Here is a 16,338-nt window from a genome sequence, read left to right on the forward strand (position 1 = left end):
GGCGGACTGCGGGGCACTCGGGCAGGAAGACTGAACCTGTGCAGCAGCAGAACATCCCTGAGGAGACAACCTCCTTCGTCGGCAGGGCGGCCGAGCTTGCACAGCTGACCGCCGCGCTCAGGGAGCAACGGCTGATCACCCTCGTGGGCGGCGCCGGAGTGGGGAAGTCCAGACTCGCCCTGCACGCACTGCACACACTGCACTCACTGCACAAACCGCCCGGCAAGCACGTCCCGCAACCCCGCCCCGGGGCGGCACCCCGCGAGGAGACCGGAACCCTCTACTGGGCCGACCTGTGGCCGCTGCGCACTGACGAACTGCTCGCCGCCACCGTCGCCGACGCCCTCGGGATCTTCGACCACAGCCCCCGCATACCGCTGGACGCCCTGTGCGGCTGGGTCGCGGACCGCACCGTGCTCCTGGCGCTCGACTCGTGCGAACACCTCGTGCCGTACTGCTGTCACCTCGTCGGCGAGCTGCTGACCGCCTGCCCCAACCTCACCGTGCTGGCGACCAGCAGACAGCCGCTGGGCGCCGTACGCGAGGCCGTGCTCCCCGTACCGCCGCTCGCGCCCGCCACCGAGGGGGTGACCCTCTTCCGTCAGCGCGCCGAAGCCGTCGGCAGACCGCTGCACGCCCTCGCTGACCGGCGGCTGGCCACCCAGCTGTGCACCCGCCTGGACGGGGTCCCGCTCGCACTGGAACTGGCCGCCGCCCAGCTGCGCCACCACACGCTGGCCGAGACGGCCGACCGCATCCGCTCCGGCCTGGACCTGCCCGACGACCCCGGGCACCTCGGCCCCTGCGACAACCCCCGCCGCCCCGCCCGGCACAGCGCCGTACGCACCGCGGTGGGCTGGAGCCACGAGCTGTGCCGCCCCACGGAACGGCTGCTGTGGGCCCGGCTGACCGTCTTCCCCGCCGCCTTCGACGCCGCACTGGCCGAACAGGTGTGCACAGGTGGTCCGTTGACCGGGGACGAGCTGCGCTCCGCCCTCGCCGGACTGGTGCACAAGTCCGTCGTGACGGCCGAGGACGGGAGCTACCGGCTGCTGGACACCATCCGCGAGTACGGCCGGATGTGGCTGCGGGAGCTGGGCGAGAGCCACCAGGTCGCGGCACGGCACGCCGCAGCCGTCGTCGAACTCTCCCGGAAGGCCCGCGCCGAATGGCTCGGCGCGCGCCAGCAGACGTGGTACGAGCGGATGGAGGAGCTCTACCACGACGTGCGCGAGGCGCTCCGCTTCCTGCTGGACTCCGACCCGGCCGCGGCCCTGGAGCTGGCCGGGAACGTGGCGTTCTTCTGGGTGTGCTGCGGCCACCTCTACGAGACCCACCACTACCTGGAGCTGGCCCTGGCCTGCACCGACGGGCCGAGCGGTGCGCGCACCCAGGGCCTGTGGACGCTGGGGCTGGCCCGGCTGCTGCAGGGCGACCACGAAGCGGGCCACACCTTCGCCGAACTGACCCGGCAGGCGGCCCTCGCCACCCGGGACGAGGAAGGGCTGCGCCAGGCCGCCTACCTGGAGGGTCTCGCCGCGCTGTTCACCGGGCGCCCACTGGCCGCGCTGGCCGCGGCCGACGCGGCACTGCGGGACACCCGTGCGACGCCCGGCCCGGCCTTCGGCAGCACACTGTGCCGGCTCGTGCGGGTCTTCGCGCTCACCGGCGCCGGCCGCCTCAAAGAAGCCCGCCGCGAGGCCGAGACGCTGCGCGAGGAGTGCGTGCACCTCGGCGAGTTCTGGACCCGCTCCTACACCGACTACCAGCTCGCTCTGATCGCGCTGTTCGAGAACCGCGCGGGCGCGGCCGGCTCCCACGCACGGGACATGCTCGACGCCAAGCGCCGCATCGGCGACCGCTTCGGCATCGCGCTCGGCCTGGAGCTGCTGGCCACCGCCTGGGCCCAGCAGGGCAGGCCCGAACTCGCCGCGCTCGCCTACGGCGCCGGAGCGCAGCACTGGGACATGGTCGGGCACCCGCAACGCGGCACCCCCGAGGTGGCACCCCTGCGCGACGAGGGCCAGGCCAGGGCCCGTACCGAGCTCGGCGACACCGCGTACGAGGCCCTCTTCCGCAGAGCCCTGCACGCCGACCGTGACCAGGTCCTGGCCTGGGCCACCCACCCGGACCCGGAACCCGGCCTGTGAACCTGCCCGAGAAGGGCACGGACCGGGCGGCCTCGGGCCGCAACGACGACGAGGCCGAAGCGACCCGCCCCTCTGCGCGGATCCCGTCGGCCTCGTCCGGTGTGGAGCCAAGGGGAGTCGAACCCCTGACATCTGCCATGCAAAGACAGCGCTCTACCAACTGAGCTATGGCCCCGTCGCGCACCAGGGTACCGGCTCCTGCGGGCGAATTCCGACCGGGTATCGCCCCGCCCCTGTCACCGTCCGTAGGATGCACGGCAAGTTCGCGCGAGCGAAGTGAAACAGGGCAGCCCAGGGGAGACGCCATGGACGCAGCAGCACAGGACCCGACAGCGAAGGCGCGCGAGCTCCAGAGTCAGTGGTACGGCGAGCCGTTGGGGACTCTCTTCCGCCGTCTGATCGAGGACCTGGGACTCAACCAGGCGCGCCTCGCGACGGTGCTCGGACTGTCCGCCCCTATGCTTTCGCAGCTCATGAGCGGGCAGCGGGCAAAGATTGGGAACCCGGCCGTCGTCCAGCGCGTCCAGGCCCTCCAGGAGCTGGCGGCCGAGGTGGCGCGCGGCGACGTCAGCGCGGCCGACGCGACCAGCCGGATGGACGAGATCCGCCGTACAGCGGGCGGCAGCGTGCTCCACAACACCACCCAGACGTCCTCCTCCGGCGCCTCCCAGACCCCCGTGAAGCGCGTCGTACGGGAGATCCAGGCCCTGCTGCGCTCGGTCTCGGACGCCGCGGACATCATCGAGGCGTCGAACGCGCTCGCCCCCTCGCACCCGGAGCTGGCAGAGTTCCTCCGGGTCTACGGGGCGGGCCGCACCGCGGACGCCGTCAAGCACTACGAGGCGCATCAGAGCTGAGAACGGAAGCAGGCGCACCACCATGGGAGAGGTCTTCGCCGGCAGGTACGAGCTGGTCGATCCGATCGGCCGCGGCGGTGTCGGCATGGTCTGGCGCGCCTGGGACCACCGGCGCAAGCGGTATGTGGCCGCCAAGGTGCTCCAGCAGTCCGACGCCCACACCCTGCTGCGCTTCGTCCGCGAGCAGTCCCTGCGCATCGACCACCCGCATGTGCTGGCCCCCACCAGCTGGGCCGCCGACGACGAGAAGGTCCTGTTCACCATGGACCTGGTCAGGGGCGGCTCGCTGGCCCATCTCGTGGGCGACTACGGGCCTTTGCCCCCCACTTTCGTGTGCACCTTGCTCGACCAGCTGCTCTCCGGGCTGGCCGCGGTGCACGCCGAGGACGTGGTGCACCGGGACATCAAACCCGCGAACATCCTGCTGGAGCCCACCGGAACCGGCCGGCCGCACCTGCGGCTGTCCGACTTCGGCATCTCCATGCGCAAGGGCGAGCCCCGGCTGACCGAGACCAACTACGTCGTCGGTACGCCCGGCTACTTCGCGCCCGAGCAGATGCTGGAGGCCGAGGCCGACTTCCCCTCCGACCTGTACGCGGTCGGGCTGGTGGCGCTCTATCTGCTCACCGGGCGGAAGCCGGACTCGCAGGACCTGTTCGAGCAGTACGAGCACGGCATGCCCGCGGCCCCCGAGGGGGTGCCCGAGCCGCTGTGGCAGGTGCTGGGGCAGTTGCTGCAGCCCGATCCCGGCCTGCGGTTCCGCACCGCTACGGGTGCCCGCAAGGCGCTGGCCGGTGCGGTCGAGTTGCTGGACCAGGACGCGACCGTGGAGCAGGAGACGGTCGAGGTGTTCGACCACCTGGGGCCGCTGCCGGAGGGGTTCGGCCCCGAGGGTCCACTGGACGGCGGGGCCCCTGCGGACCCGGACGCGGCTGAGGTGAGCCCGACCACTGCTCCTGTGGCGACTGCGGCTGCTCCTGTGGCGACTGCGGCTGCTGTGGCTCCGGAGGCGTCCACCGGGACCTTCCCGCTTCAGCCCCCGGTGTCCGCACCGACGCCGATGCCGACGCCGATGCCGACGCCCGTGCAGCCTCAGGTGTACTCCGCGTACCAGCCCATGGCGGAGCCGCCGGTTCCGGTTCCGGCTCCGGCGCGCAAACCCGGGCCCCCGGCGAAGGTCGCCGTACCGATGCTGCTGGTAGCCCTCGCCTGCCTCGCCGCCGGCATCTGGGCCCTCACCGTCACGGCTTAGCCGACCAGGGCTGCCCGGCGGGTGGCAGCCCGGGCACCCCTGACGGAACGGGTCCTAGCCGTGGGTGTAAGGAGGGTGCGGTGGCCAACCCTGCGGTGCGGCAGCAGCTGCCCTGCGGCGGGCCGTGAGCAGCCACACCGCGAGGACGAGCAACAGCGCGGACCCCGCACCGACTCCGGCCCAGCCGAATGTCCGCAGGGTCGCGTTGCTGTCGGCCTCGGCTTCGGTCAGCCCCTTCTCCGCCATTTCGCGGTCCTGGTCGTCGACCCCGAACCCGGCGGTCCGGGCGTCACCGGCGTAGGAGGGTGACGCCTTCGCGTGGCCCTCGACGCCGATCCGCAGCGTGACGGGCGTGCCGTCGGGGAACTGCTGGACCATGTCGGGGCCGACGGTGACGGCCACGTAGTACCAGCCGGCGAAGCGGGTGCCGGAGACCGAGTCCCTGTCGAGGAAGCGGTTCTCGTAGCGGACGGGGTTGCTGTAGTGGTCGAACTTGGCGCCGTCCCCGTTGTAGCTCTTGACCTGCTCGTCGTAGAGCGGCGCCCGCGCCGGGTTGTAGACGTTCATCCGGAAGCCGTGCGGCAGGAAGGAGCTGCCGGCCTTGGCCTCGCGCGCCGCGTTGGGCACCTCCATGCGCGCGTACAGCCGCTGGCCCCAGTCGACCGGCACCCGGAAATAGCGGGTCTCGCCCGGCCGGAGGCGGTCCTTCCAGACGCCGTCGCCCACGGCTCGCGCGTCGTTGAAGCCGGTGCCGCCCTTGCGGGTCTTCGCCGGACCCGAGGGCGGCGCAGGACGGGTGTTGTTCTCGTCGGTCTCCTCCTCGGCGCCCGGGCGGGGCGCGGGTATGGCGCCCTTGAGACCGGGCTCCTCCATCACCGACAGCTCCAGCGGCCAGGAGCTGGGGTCGGAGTTGTCGCCCTCTTCGCGGACGATGTGCACCAGGTAGGGCCCCTTGACGCGGCATGCCTCGTCGTCGGGATCGCCCATCAGTCGGGAGGCGTAGGCGGAGAGCGGGAAGGCGGTGGCGCCGCTGCCCTTGGTGTCGCCCTGGTCGCAGGTGTCGCCGTCGGTGTTCTGCAGCGTCACCTGGAGGCCGTCCTGGTAGGTGATCCTGGTGCCGGGGTCCGGGACACCGGTCGCGGTGATGTGTACGTCGGACCTGGCGTCCAGGTCGAGCGCGTAGTACTTCTCCTCACCCGGCTTGATCCGGTCGGTGAACAGCCCGGATGTCAGTTCGGGTGCGTCCGCGCTGCTGGAGCTGCCGGTGACCTTCTCGGCGTCCTCTGCCGTCCGGTAGGTGCGCGGGTCGCCCGACGGCCCGCCGTTCGCCGCCCAGGCGCCCGGTGCGCAGGTGCCCAGCGCCACGGCGGTCGCGCACAGGGCGGCCGCCACCGCGCCGGCGCGCCTCCTGAACCGGCGGTCGAGCCCGGTCGCGCCGGTCGGAACGGCCGGACCGGTCACCCCGGTCGGGCTGGTCACTTCAGCCGCACCAGCATCCCCAGTAACCCCTGTCACCACGTGCCACCCCTCGTCGCGTTCACGCTCCGGACCCTGGCACGGTGCCGCACGGCGTACCAGGCCCCTCCTGCCACCAGCAGCACCGCGGCGGCCCCACCGCCGGCCAGTACGGCCGGGTGCGGGCCGGTGCCCGCCGCCTGCTGCCCGTTCCCGTCACCGCCGCCGGTGCCCGTGCCGTCGCCGGCGGCCGCGTCGCCACCGTCTCGCGCGCCGGCCGCGTCGGCGAACGGCGCGTCGTGCTCGGGCCCCTGCTTCGCCCGGCCCTTGACGTCGACGCGCAGGACGACACGGACCGCGGCGTTCTCGGCGATCCGGGCGGCTCCGGCGCCCAGCGTGACGGCGATGTAGTAGTCGCCGGCGCGCCGTACGGGCCGCACGGCTGCCGACGGCTCCGCGCGGTTCTTCCAGGAGACGGGAACCGTACCGTGCGAAACCTTGACTGGGTCACCCCGGTAGGGCCGCCGCGGGGAGAACTCCAGCCCGTCCGTGACCGGCAGCCGCCCGGGCGCGTACGTCTGGGTCCGTACGTAGGAGAAGGGGACGCCGCTCTGCTGCCGTTTGGGCTCGTTGGCGAACTCCACGTCGTAGCGGAGCTGTTGGTTCCAGCCCACCGGCACCCGGTACCAGCGGGTCTGGGCGGGCACCAGGGTGTCCCGCCAGACGCCCTCCCGCAGCTTCCTCGCGTCGTTGAAACCGGTGCCGCCCTCGATGTCCCTGGGCGTTCCGGTGGGCAGGGTGGCATCCTTGCCACCGTCCCGGTACCCCGTCTCGGCGCGGGCCGGGGCGGCGCCGTGCGGCAGCGGACGCTCGGCGCCCAGCCGCAGCTCCACGGGCCAGCGTGCCCGGTCGGAGTCGTCGTCGGAGTCGCGGCTCAGCTCGAAGGTGAACAGCCCCGGCTTGTCGCAGTCGAGGCCGCCGTCCTCGCTGGGGACACGGCTGACGGCCGCAGTGACCGGGGTGCCGCCCTCGCTCTGCTGGAACCAGGCACGGTCGTGGCCGCACCTGCTGCCGTCGGGGCTGCGCACCGTCAGCTTCAGCCCGTCCAGACCGGCCACGCGCGCGCCCGGCTGCGGCACGCCGGTGGCGGCGAAGTCCACGGTCCGCGCGCCGGACCCGCCGTCGAGCCGGGCGGCGTACCAGCGGGTCTCGCCGGGCCCGATGGTGTCCAGGTACTGACCACCGAGGCGCAGCGTCGGCGCATCGGCCGAGGAGTGCGCACCGGTGACCCGCTTGCCCCGGAGGCGGTAGCCGTCCGCGGACTGCCGTCCGGCGCGCTCCAGTTCCCGGGCCAGGTCCTCGGCCTCGGGTGCGTCGTAGTACTCGCCGTGCCCGGCCCGCGCGATGCACTCCAACTGCTTGCGTGCCTTGCCCTCGACCTGGAAGCCGATGGCGTCGATACGCAGGTCGAGGCCGTCTTTGGACAGTTCCTCGGCGACCTCGCAAGGGTCGGGCGTCCCGCAGGTGTCCTCGCCGTCGGAGACCAGCACGATGGTGCGGCGGCCCGGTGCGCTCTTCGACGCGGGTGGCAGGTCCGCTGCGGCCTTCTCGAGCGCGTGGCCGATGGGCGTCTCGCCCCTGGGCCGCACCTGGGCCACCGCCTTCTTGATGCCGGCCCGGTCCAGGGCGCCGACCGGTTGGACGAGCCGGGTGTCGGTGCAGCTGTCGGCCTTGTCGGCGCCGTAGACACGCAGCCCGGTCGGGTAGGCGTCGGGCAGGCTGTCGACGAGCGTGCCGACCGCCTTGCGTGCGGACTGCATCCGGGTCCTTCCGGAGCCGTCCTTGTCGGCCATGGAGCCGGAGGAGTCCAGCACGATCTCCAGCGAGTTCCGGACGAGCGCCGCTGTGCCGGGGACGGCTGGGGCGGCTGGCGCGGCTTTTGCGACCGGCGCGGGTTGCGCGGCCCGCGCTGCCTGGGCGGCCGCCGCAGTGGTGGCCGCGGCCCCGGTGAGCGGCCCGGCGAGGAAGGCCAGCAGCGCTCCTCCGGTCACTCCCCGGGCGAGCCGGCTTCGCTCTGGTCGCATGTCCTTCGTCCCCCTTGCCCATCGGATCTCCCGCAGCTTTGCGAGAGCACCGTATTGCTTTGCAAGAGCAAGCGACAAGAGGGTGAGTGTCACGGTACAGAAACAGCTGGCAGCCTCAAATTTCCCTGCGCAGAAGGCCGGATACGACGGAGGCCCCGACCGCCAGAAGCGGCAGGGGCCTCACGTTCACTGTTCGCTGGGGTTACACACCCGAACCTGCGGGCACGGAGTCGGTCGCCTCCGTCCACAGATCCTGCTCGGCGCGGTCCGCCTGGATCTGGCGGTACACGAGGAGACCGCCGATGGCGGCCAGTGCGACCAGGAAAAGCTTCTTCACCGCGCTACCTCGTCCTTCTTAGACATTGGGACCTCTCTGGCGGCCGATGATACCCAACGGCCTCCCCGAACAGCCGGGTCGGCCCGACGGCGCCCCGACGCGCCGCCGGGGCCCCGGTCACCCGCTTCCTCACGCGGTCCGGGAGCGCTTCTTCCGCTTCGTCCTGGAGCGCTCCTCCAGCTGGATCTCCCGCTCGGCGCCCGGCACGCCCTCCGCCAGCTCCCGGGCCCGCTCCCGCTCGGAGTTGAACTCGGCGCCCAGGGCTATGGCCAGATTGGTGAGCCACAGCCACACCAGGAAGACCACGACGCCGCCCAGCGTCCCGTAGGTCTTGTTGTACGACCCGAAGTTCGCCGCGTAGAACGCGAACCCCACCGAAGCGATCAGCCAGACCACCAGCGCCAGTACGGCGCCCGGCAGAACCGAGGCGAAGCCGCGCAGCCGCGCATTGGGCGAGGCGTAGTACAGCACCGCGATGATCAGGATGACGACCAGCACCATCACCGGCCATTTGGCCCAGTTCCACGCCGTCACCGCCGCGTCCCCCAGACCGAGCGCGTTCCCGGCCTTCTTCGCCAGCGGACCGCTGACCACCAGCCCGACCAGCACCAGCGCCTGGAGCAGCACCGCGATCAGCGTCACCAGGAGCTGCACGGGGCGCAGCTGGAAGACGGAGCGGCCCTCCTCCACCTCGTAGACGACGTTCGAGGCGCGGATGAAGGCGCCCACGTATCCCGAGGCCGTCCACAGTGCGCCCAGCACGCCGACGATCAGCATCACGGTGGGGGTTCCGGAGCCGGACCCCATGGACTCGATCGGCTTCTTGAACGTGTCCACGGCGGATGCCGGGCCGATCGAACTGACCAGGTCGTTGAGTGTGTCGATGATCTTCTCACGGCTCATCACCAGGCTGACCAGCGAGATCAGCGCGATCAGCGCCGGGAAGATCGAAAGTACCGAGTAGTAGGTGAGCGCGGCGGCCGAGTCCGAGAGATTGTCCTCCTTGAACTCGGTCAGGGTGCGCTTGAGCGTCTGACCGAGGGTGCCGCTGCGCGCGTGCGGTGGCCCCTCGGGCCGCCGGCCGGACGTCTTCTCCCGCTCGGGATCCCGCACGGCCGCGGGCTCTGGCTCCCCCTCGGGCCCGCGCTTCGGTTCGTGCTCGGAGGCGCGCCCGGGCTCCTGCCCGTGCTCAGGCTCGTTCTCGGGCCGCGACCCGGGATCGGGACTGGTCATCACAGCACTCCGCTCGCCGAGGAGGCGCTCGTCGGCGCCGACGGTCAGGACGCGCTACCGGTACCAGGGCCCGTAGGGGCACAAACGTCGACAGGAGCCGAGGCCGACAGGGGCCGAGGAGGAGCCCGGCCTCCGACGGACGGCGGAGGCGGATGGGCCCGGCGGTCGATGCCGCGCCAGTGGCCGGACCCCGGACTGAGGGGAACCGCTGCGGGAACGGGGGATCCGGGTGGAGCGCCGGGACCGGGCCGTACGAGGGTCGGCTCACGGGGTGGCCCCGGCGCTCTCACCGTCCGCGCTGATCGGGAACCGCTGGGTGATCGGCCTGGCCCGGGGGCGTGCCGGACGAACCCTCGCCGCCGGTACGTGACTTGAGCATGCGGCCCGCCGAGAGGTCCGGGGCGCCGCAGCGCTAGGGTGTGCGGCATTCGCGGCGGTGCCCGGACATCGCTCAAAGCACGCGCAGCACTCGGGGGAGTACCGGATGAGCAGGGCCGGCCGTGGATTCGGCAACCGTCCCACAGGACCCGTTCCGCACCGCCCAGGGCCCATCGGCAGGCTGAACCGGGCCTTCCGCGTCGGCTTGGGCACCACCCGTCAGGACCTCCGCGGACGCCTCCACGACAGCACCATCGCCCGGATGCGGCGCTCGCGGACGCTGCTGGGCATGGTCGCCGCCGGGTGGCTGGTCATGGCCTACCCCCTGAGCGAGGGCCGCGAAGAGTTCGCCCTGGGCAAACTCGTCGAACTCGTCATCGCCTGCGGCATCCTGCTGGTCGGCAGCTTCGTCGGCATCGCGGTCTTCCTCATCGCGAGCACCCCCGACCGGCGCCGCGACTTCACCCGGCGCCTGGGCGGACCCATCAGCTCCGTCCTCGCGCTCGCAACGGGCCCGGCGATCACCTGGCTGTCCGTCACCACCGTCAAGGGCGACCTGGTCGACGGGCCGGGCCTGATCGCCTTCTTCTCCTCGATCGTCGGCTCAGGCATCATCTGTCGTGTCCTGAGCCTGCTGGTTCTCCTCCTCGGGGCGTTTGTCGCCCTGGTGCTTCTGGTCGTCTCGCTCATCTACACCATCGTCGCGGCCTATGTGTGCGTCAATTCCTGCTTCCGCGCCGCGGAGGTCCACGAACTGCTCCCCGCGTTGCTGTCCCCTCTGCTGGTGTGGTCGCTGTTCGTCTTCCAGTTGATCGACGGTCCCGATGTGGCGGCGCCCCCCGAGGTGCTGTACACGTTCCTTCTCGGCGGCCCGCTGACGGTGACCGCCCTGTCGGTCTGGGAGGTACGGCGCCTGCGCAGCCGCTACGGGATCACCCTGCGCACCGCGCTGGGCCGCTGAACGGGCTCGACTCCTCCGTCGGCCCCGGGTCCTCTCGGAGCACGACGACAAAGGCCCCCGGTTCGATGGCCGGGGGCCTTTGTGCTGGTGCGGCTACCAGGACTTGAACCTGGGGCCTCTTCCTTATCAGGGAAGCGCTCTAACCGTCTGAGCTATAGCCGCGCGCTGCACAGAAAGGTTAGCGCACTTCAGCCGTGGTCCCAAATCGGTTCCGTACGGGCCGGGGGCCGGGCTACTCGTCCTCGGCCAAGGTCAGCTCCACCCCGCCGACGAAGCCCGCCGAGAGGTTGTAGATGAAGGCGCCCAGGGTGGCCAGCGCGGTGGCCAGGACGACGTTGATCACGGCGATGAGCGAGGTGAAGAGCAGGACGCGGGGCAGCGAGAGGAACGTCTCCAGGTCGAAGCCGCCGTTGCCCTCGGCGCTGGTGGCCTCGCTGACGGTGCCGCCGAGGGTGGAGAAGACGCCCATCGCGTCCATCACCATCCACAGCACGGCGACCGCCACGATGGTGCACAGCCCCAGCGCCACGGACAGCAGGAAGCTGACCTTCATCACCGACCACGGGTCGGCCTTCGCCACCCGCAGCCGGGCCTTACGGGTCCGCGGCACCGTGCGGGCCCCGGTACGGGGCTTGCGTACGGTGCCCGCTCCCGGCTGCTCCGGCCGGCCGCCAGCAGCCGCCTGCCGGTCCCCGTCCGGGGACGGATACGCCTGCGGCGGCCGGTGCGGCTGCTGCTCGGTCTGCGGCTGGGCCGGGGACGGGGGCTTCGCCTGCGGCTGCGGCTGAGCCTTCGGCTGCGGCTGAGCACCACTCACGCCCTGCTCCTAGTTGTCCTAGTCGTCGTCCGGGTCGGGCGCGTCCTGCTCCCCCACGTCAGGGGTACCCGCCGCGGCCTCCACTTCCTCGGCCTCCCGACCGGCTTCGGCGTTCCGTGCCACGCCGACAACCGCGTCCTTCTTGCCCAGGTTGATCAGTTGGACGCCCATGGTGTCACGGCCGGTCTCCCGCACCTCGTTGACCCGCGTACGGATCACACCGCCGCTGAGCGTGATGGCGAGGATCTCGTCCGTCTCCTCGACCACCAGCGCACCGACCAGTGATCCCCGGTCCTCCACGATCTTGGCGGCCTTGATGCCGAGGCCGCCGCGGCCCTGGACCCGGTAGTCGTCCACGTTGGTCCGCTTCGCGTACCCGCCATCGGTCGCCGTGAACACGAACGTACCCGCCCGCACGACATTCATCGAGAGCAGTTCGTCGTCCTCGCGGAAACTCATCCCCTTGACACCGGAGGTGGCCCGCCCCATGGGACGCAGCGCCTCGTCGGTCGCGGTGAAGCGGATCGACTGGGCCTTCTTGCTGACCAGCAGCAGGTCGTCGTCGGGAGAGACCAACTCGGCGCCGATCAGTTCGTCGTCGCGGCCGTCCTCCATCTCGCGGAGGTTGATCGCGATGACGCCGCCGGAGCGGGGCGAGTCGTAGTCCTTGAGGGGGGTCTTCTTGACCAGCCCCGACTTGGTGGCCAGCACCAGGTAGGGCACCGCCTCGTAGTCCCGGATGGCGAGGATCTCGGCGATCTGCTCATCCGGCTGGAAGGCCAGCAGGTTGGCCACGTGCTGGCCCCGCGCGTCCCGTCCCGCGTCGGGCAGTTCGTATGCCTTGGCCCGGTAGACACGGCCCTTGTTGGTGAAGAACAGCAGCCAGTGGTGGGTGGTGGAGACGAAGAAGTGGTCGACGATGTCGTCTTCCTTCAGCTTCGTCCCGCGCACGCCCTTGCCGCCGCGCTTCTGGGCGCGGTAGTCGTCCGTCTTGGTGCGCTTGACGTAGCCGCCACGGGTGATCGTGACGACGATGTCCTCCTCGGCGATCAGGTCCTCGATGGACATGTCGCCCTCGAAGGGGATCAGCTTGCTACGCCGGTCGTCGCCGAACTTGTCGACGATCGCGCGCAGCTCCTCGCCGATGATCTGCCGCTGCTTCTCGGGCGAGGCGAGGATCGTGTTGTACTCGTTGATCTTCGCCTGGAGCTCGTCGTGCTCGGCGGTGATCTTCTGCCGCTCCAACGCGGCCAGCCGGCGCAGCTGCATCTCCAGGATCGCGTTGGCCTGGATCTCGTCGATCGTCAGCAGCCCCATCAGACCCTCGCGGGCCACATCGACGGTCTCGCTGCGCCGGATCAGCGCGATGACCTCGTCGATCGCGTCCAGCGCCTTGAGCAGACCGCGCAGGATGTGGGCGCGCTCCTCGGCCTTGCGCAGCCGGAAGCGGGTGCGGCGCACGATCACGTCGATCTGGTGTGCGACCCAGTGCCGGATGAAGGCGTCCAGCGACAGCGTGCGCGGCACGCCCTCGACCAGGGCCAGCATGTTGGCGCCGAAGTTGGTCTGCAGATCGGTGTGCTTGTAGAGGTTGTTGAGGACGACCTTGGCGACCGCGTCCCGCTTCAGGACGATGACCAGGCGCTGGCCGGTCCGCGAGGACGTCTCGTCGCGGACGTCCGCGATACCGCCGATCCGGCCGTCCTTGACCAGGTCGGCGATCTTCAACGCGAGGTTGTCCGGGTTGACCTGGAAGGGCAGCTCGGTGACGACCAGGCACTGGCGGCCCTGGATCTCCTCGACCTCCACCACGGCCCGCATGGTGATCGAGCCGCGCCCGGTGCGGTACGCCTCCTCGATGCCCTTGCGGCCCACCACCAGCGCGCCGCTGGGGAAGTCCGGACCCTTGATCCGCTCCATGAGGGCTTCCAGCAGCTCCTCGTTGGAGGCTTCCGGGTGGTCGAGATACCACTGGGCGCCGGCGGCGACCTCGCGCAGGTTGTGCGGCGGGATGTTGGTCGCCATACCGACGGCGATTCCGGCCGAGCCGTTGATCAGCAGGTTGGGGAAGCGCGCCGGCAGAACCGTCGGCTCCTGGTTGCGGCCGTCGTAATTGTCCTGGAAATCGACGGTCTCCTCGTCGATGTCCCGGAGCATCTCCATGGCCAGCGGCGCCATCTTGCACTCGGTGTACCGCATGGCCGCGGCCGGGTCGTTGCCGGGCGAGCCGAAGTTGCCGTTCGAGTCGACCAACGGCATCCGCATCGACCACGGCTGCGCCAGCCGCACCAGCGCGTCGTAGATCGAGGTGTCACCGTGCGGGTGGTAGGTGCCCATCACATCGCCCACGACGCGGGCGCACTTGTAGTAGCCCTTCTCGGGGCGGTACCCGCCGTCGTACATCGCGTAGAGCACCCGGCGGTGCACCGGCTTGAGGCCGTCGCGGATGTCGGGCAGCGCGCGGCTGACGATCACGCTCATCGCGTAGTCGAGGTACGAGCGCTGCATCTCCGTCTCGAGGCTGACGGGCTCGACGCGCGCGCCCGCCTCGGTGTCCACCAGCGCGCTGTCGGGTGCCGGGGCGTTCTCGGGCGTCGGCTCCGGGGTGGTGGGGGTCTCGTCGGCCATGGTTAAAGATCAAGTCCTTCTCTGTGTGCGGCGCTTCGCGGTCCTGGTCGCTGCGAGGTCCTGGTCCGGGAACGGCAACCAGGGGCCGACGTCAGATGTCCAGGAACCGGACATCCTTCGCGTTGCGCTGGATGAACGAGCGGCGGGCCTCGACGTCCTCACCCATCAGGATGGAGAACAGGTCATCGGCGGCGGCAGCGTCGTCCAGCGTCACCTGGCGCAGGACGCGGTGCTCGATGTCCATGGTGGTGGTGCGCAGCTCGTCCGCGTTCATCTCACCCAGACCCTTGAAGCGCTGCACCGAGTCGTCCCTGATGCGCTTGCCCTGCTCGCGGCCGAGCTGGATGAGGCTGTCGCGCTCGGGGTCGGAGTAGGCGTACTGGAACTCGTCCCGGCTCCACTTGATCTTGTACAGCGGCGGCTGCGACAGGAACACGTGACCGGCCTCCACCAGCGGCCGCATGAAGCGGAAGAGCAGGGTCAGCAGCAGGGTGTTGATGTGCTGGCCGTCGACATCGGCGTCCGCCATCAGGATGATCTTGTGGTAGCGGAGCTTCTCGATGTCGAAGTCCTCGTGCACACCGGTGCCGAACGCCGAGATCAGCGCCTGCACCTCGGCGTTCTGCAGGACCTTGTCGATCCGTGCCTTCTCCACGTTCAGGATCTTGCCGCGGATCGGCAGGATGGCCTGGTACTCCGGGTCGCGGCCCGACTTGGCCGAGCCGCCCGCCGAGTCACCCTCCACGATGAAGATCTCGCACTTGGCCGGGTCGTTGGACTGGCAGTCCGAGAGCTTGCCCGGCAGCGACGCCGTCTCCAGCAGACCCTTGCGGCGCGTCAGATCCCGCGCCTTGCGGGCCGCGACCCGCGCCGTGGCCGCCTGGATGCCCTTGCGGACGATGTCGGCGGCCTCGTTCGGGTTCCGGTCGAGCCAGTCGGTCAGATGCTCGTGGACGATCTTCTGGACGAAAGTCTTCGCCTCCGTGTTGCCCAGCTTCGTCTTCGTCTGGCCCTCGAACTGCGGCTCGCCCAGCTTGACGGAGATGATCGCGGTCAGACCCTCGCGGATGTCCTCACCCGTGAGGTTGTCGTCCTTCTCGCGCAGCAGCTTGCGGTCCCGCGCATACCGGTTGATCAGACCCGTCAGCGCGGCCCTGAAGCCCTCCTCGTGGGTACCGCCCTCGTGGGTGTGGATGGTGTTGGCGAAGGAGTAGACCCCCTCGCTGTACTGGCTGTTCCACTGCATCGCCACCTCGACCGAGAGCATCCGCTCGGTGTCCTCGGCCTCGAAGGAGATGACGGTGTCATGGACCAGCTCGCCCTTGCGCGAGTTGAGATAGCGGACGAAGTCCGCGATCCCGCCCTCGTAGTGGTACCGGACGGTGTTGGGCCTGCCGTCCTCGTCGACGTGCCCCTCGCGCTCGTCCGTCAGCGAGATGGTCAGCCCCTTGTTGAGGAAGGCCATCTCCTGGAAGCGCCGCGAGAGCGTCTCGAAGGAGTAGTCCGTCGTCTCGAAGATGTCGCTGTCGGCCCAGAACGTGACCGTGGTACCCGTCTCGTCCGTGGCCTCGTTCTGCGACAGCGGGGCCGTGGGCGCGCCCAGCTTGTAGTCCTGCGTCCAGCGGTAGCCGTCGGTCTTGACCTCGACGGCGACCTTGGTGGACAGCGCGTTCACGACGGAGACGCCGACGCCGTGCAGTCCGCCGGAGACCGCGTAACCGCCGCCGCCGAACTTGCCGCCCGCGTGCAGCACGGTGAGCACGACCTCGACGGCCGGCTTCCCCTCGGACGGGATGATGCCCACCGGGATACCGCGCCCGTTGTCGGTGACCCGGACGCCGCCGTCGGCGAGCAGCACCACCTCGATGGTGTCCGCGTGCCCGGCGAGCGCCTCGTCGACGGAGTTGTCCACCACCTCGTACACCAGGTGATGAAGACCACGCTCACCGGTCGACCCGATGTACATGCCGGGCCTTTTGCGAACCGCGTCCAGCCCCTCCAGGACGGTGATCGCGCTCGCATCGTACGACGGCACCTCGGCGTCGCCTGGCGGGACGGGAGTGGGGGTTTCCTCCGCGGACTGCGGCGGAGTCGTCTTGTCGTTCTCGTTGAGATCGCCGGAATCGGCCACGAAGCGCCCTTTCTGGCACAGCACAGGCCGTCTCCAGGGCAAGGCGGAGCGGCTG

11 protein-coding genes and 2 tRNA genes are annotated in these 16,338 nt (G+C 70.6%); 4 read left to right on the top strand and 9 right to left on the bottom strand.

The genetic code is table 11. From position 1 onward, the window contains the following. Positions 1 to 38 precede the first annotated feature (38 nt). Positions 39 to 2,150 (top strand): ATP-binding protein, encoded by a 2,112-nt coding sequence (locus JW592_RS17350; RefSeq protein WP_209266035.1) that lies wholly within the window; start codon positions 39 to 41, stop codon positions 2,148 to 2,150. A 102-nt stretch (positions 2,151 to 2,252) separates the two neighbouring features. Here JW592_RS17350 and JW592_RS17355 read toward each other — a convergent pair. Beyond that, positions 2,253 to 2,325, bottom strand: a tRNA-Ala gene (locus JW592_RS17355). Positions 2,326 to 2,455: 130 nt separating this feature from the next. Here JW592_RS17355 and JW592_RS17360 point away from each other — a divergent pair. Together JW592_RS17360 and JW592_RS17365 are read left to right on the top strand one after the other, a co-directional pair. Next, positions 2,456 to 3,007, top strand: coding sequence for a helix-turn-helix domain-containing protein (locus JW592_RS17360; RefSeq protein ID WP_209266036.1), 552 nt, complete (start codon positions 2,456 to 2,458; stop codon positions 3,005 to 3,007). A 22-nt stretch (positions 3,008 to 3,029) separates the two neighbouring features. Continuing rightward, a complete protein-coding gene (locus JW592_RS17365; RefSeq protein ID WP_209266037.1) occupies positions 3,030 to 4,259 on the top strand; it encodes a serine/threonine protein kinase in 1,230 nt (409 codons plus the stop codon). Between the two features lie 54 nt (positions 4,260 to 4,313). Here JW592_RS17365 and JW592_RS17370 read toward each other — a convergent pair whose 3' ends face one another. The 4 genes from JW592_RS17370 to JW592_RS17385 all read right to left on the bottom strand — a co-directional run bounded on the left by JW592_RS17370 (position 4,314) and on the right by JW592_RS17385 (position 9,368). Further along, positions 4,314 to 5,738, bottom strand: coding sequence for a hypothetical protein (locus tag JW592_RS17370; RefSeq protein ID WP_209266038.1), 1,425 nt, complete (start codon positions 5,736 to 5,738; stop codon positions 4,314 to 4,316). A gap of 32 nt (positions 5,739 to 5,770) precedes the next feature. Next, positions 5,771 to 7,798, bottom strand: a complete 2,028-nt coding sequence (locus tag JW592_RS17375) for a vWA domain-containing protein (protein WP_209266039.1) — start codon at positions 7,796 to 7,798, stop codon at positions 5,771 to 5,773. Positions 7,799 to 8,000: 202 nt separating this feature from the next. Continuing rightward, complete coding sequence (locus tag JW592_RS17380; RefSeq protein WP_019356762.1) at positions 8,001 to 8,135, bottom strand: DLW-39 family protein; 135 nt, start codon at positions 8,133 to 8,135, stop codon at positions 8,001 to 8,003. A gap of 129 nt (positions 8,136 to 8,264) precedes the next feature. Further along, positions 8,265 to 9,368, bottom strand: coding sequence for a YhjD/YihY/BrkB family envelope integrity protein (locus tag JW592_RS17385; RefSeq protein ID WP_209266040.1), 1,104 nt, complete (start codon positions 9,366 to 9,368; stop codon positions 8,265 to 8,267). Positions 9,369 to 9,852: 484 nt separating this feature from the next. Here JW592_RS17385 and JW592_RS17390 point away from each other — a divergent pair, with 484 nt between their 5' ends. Beyond that, positions 9,853 to 10,707, top strand: coding sequence for a hypothetical protein (locus tag JW592_RS17390; RefSeq protein ID WP_209266041.1), 855 nt, complete (start codon positions 9,853 to 9,855; stop codon positions 10,705 to 10,707). A gap of 85 nt (positions 10,708 to 10,792) precedes the next feature. Here the strand turns inward: JW592_RS17390 and JW592_RS17395 are convergent. The 4 genes from JW592_RS17395 to gyrB all read right to left on the bottom strand — a co-directional run bounded on the left by JW592_RS17395 (position 10,793) and on the right by gyrB (position 16,307). Then, positions 10,793 to 10,869 (bottom strand) — tRNA-Ile (locus JW592_RS17395). A 70-nt stretch (positions 10,870 to 10,939) separates the two neighbouring features. Then, positions 10,940 to 11,524, bottom strand: coding sequence for a DUF3566 domain-containing protein (locus JW592_RS17400; RefSeq protein WP_209266042.1), 585 nt, complete (start codon positions 11,522 to 11,524; stop codon positions 10,940 to 10,942). An 18-nt stretch (positions 11,525 to 11,542) separates the two neighbouring features. Continuing rightward, a complete protein-coding gene (gene gyrA / locus JW592_RS17405) occupies positions 11,543 to 14,152 on the bottom strand; it encodes a DNA gyrase subunit A (protein ID WP_209266043.1) in 2,610 nt (869 codons plus the stop codon). Between the two features lie 91 nt (positions 14,153 to 14,243). Continuing rightward, the gene (gene gyrB, locus JW592_RS17410; RefSeq protein ID WP_307805445.1) at positions 14,244 to 16,307 is read right to left on the bottom strand and encodes a DNA topoisomerase (ATP-hydrolyzing) subunit B; all 2,064 of its coding nucleotides are present in this window, start codon (positions 16,305 to 16,307) and stop codon (positions 14,244 to 14,246) included. Between the last annotated feature and the right edge of the window lie 31 nt (positions 16,308 to 16,338).

This window comes from Streptomyces spirodelae (assembly GCF_017676385.1).
In the GTDB taxonomy this organism is placed as follows: Bacteria; Actinomycetota; Actinomycetes; order Streptomycetales; family Streptomycetaceae; genus Streptomyces; species Streptomyces spirodelae.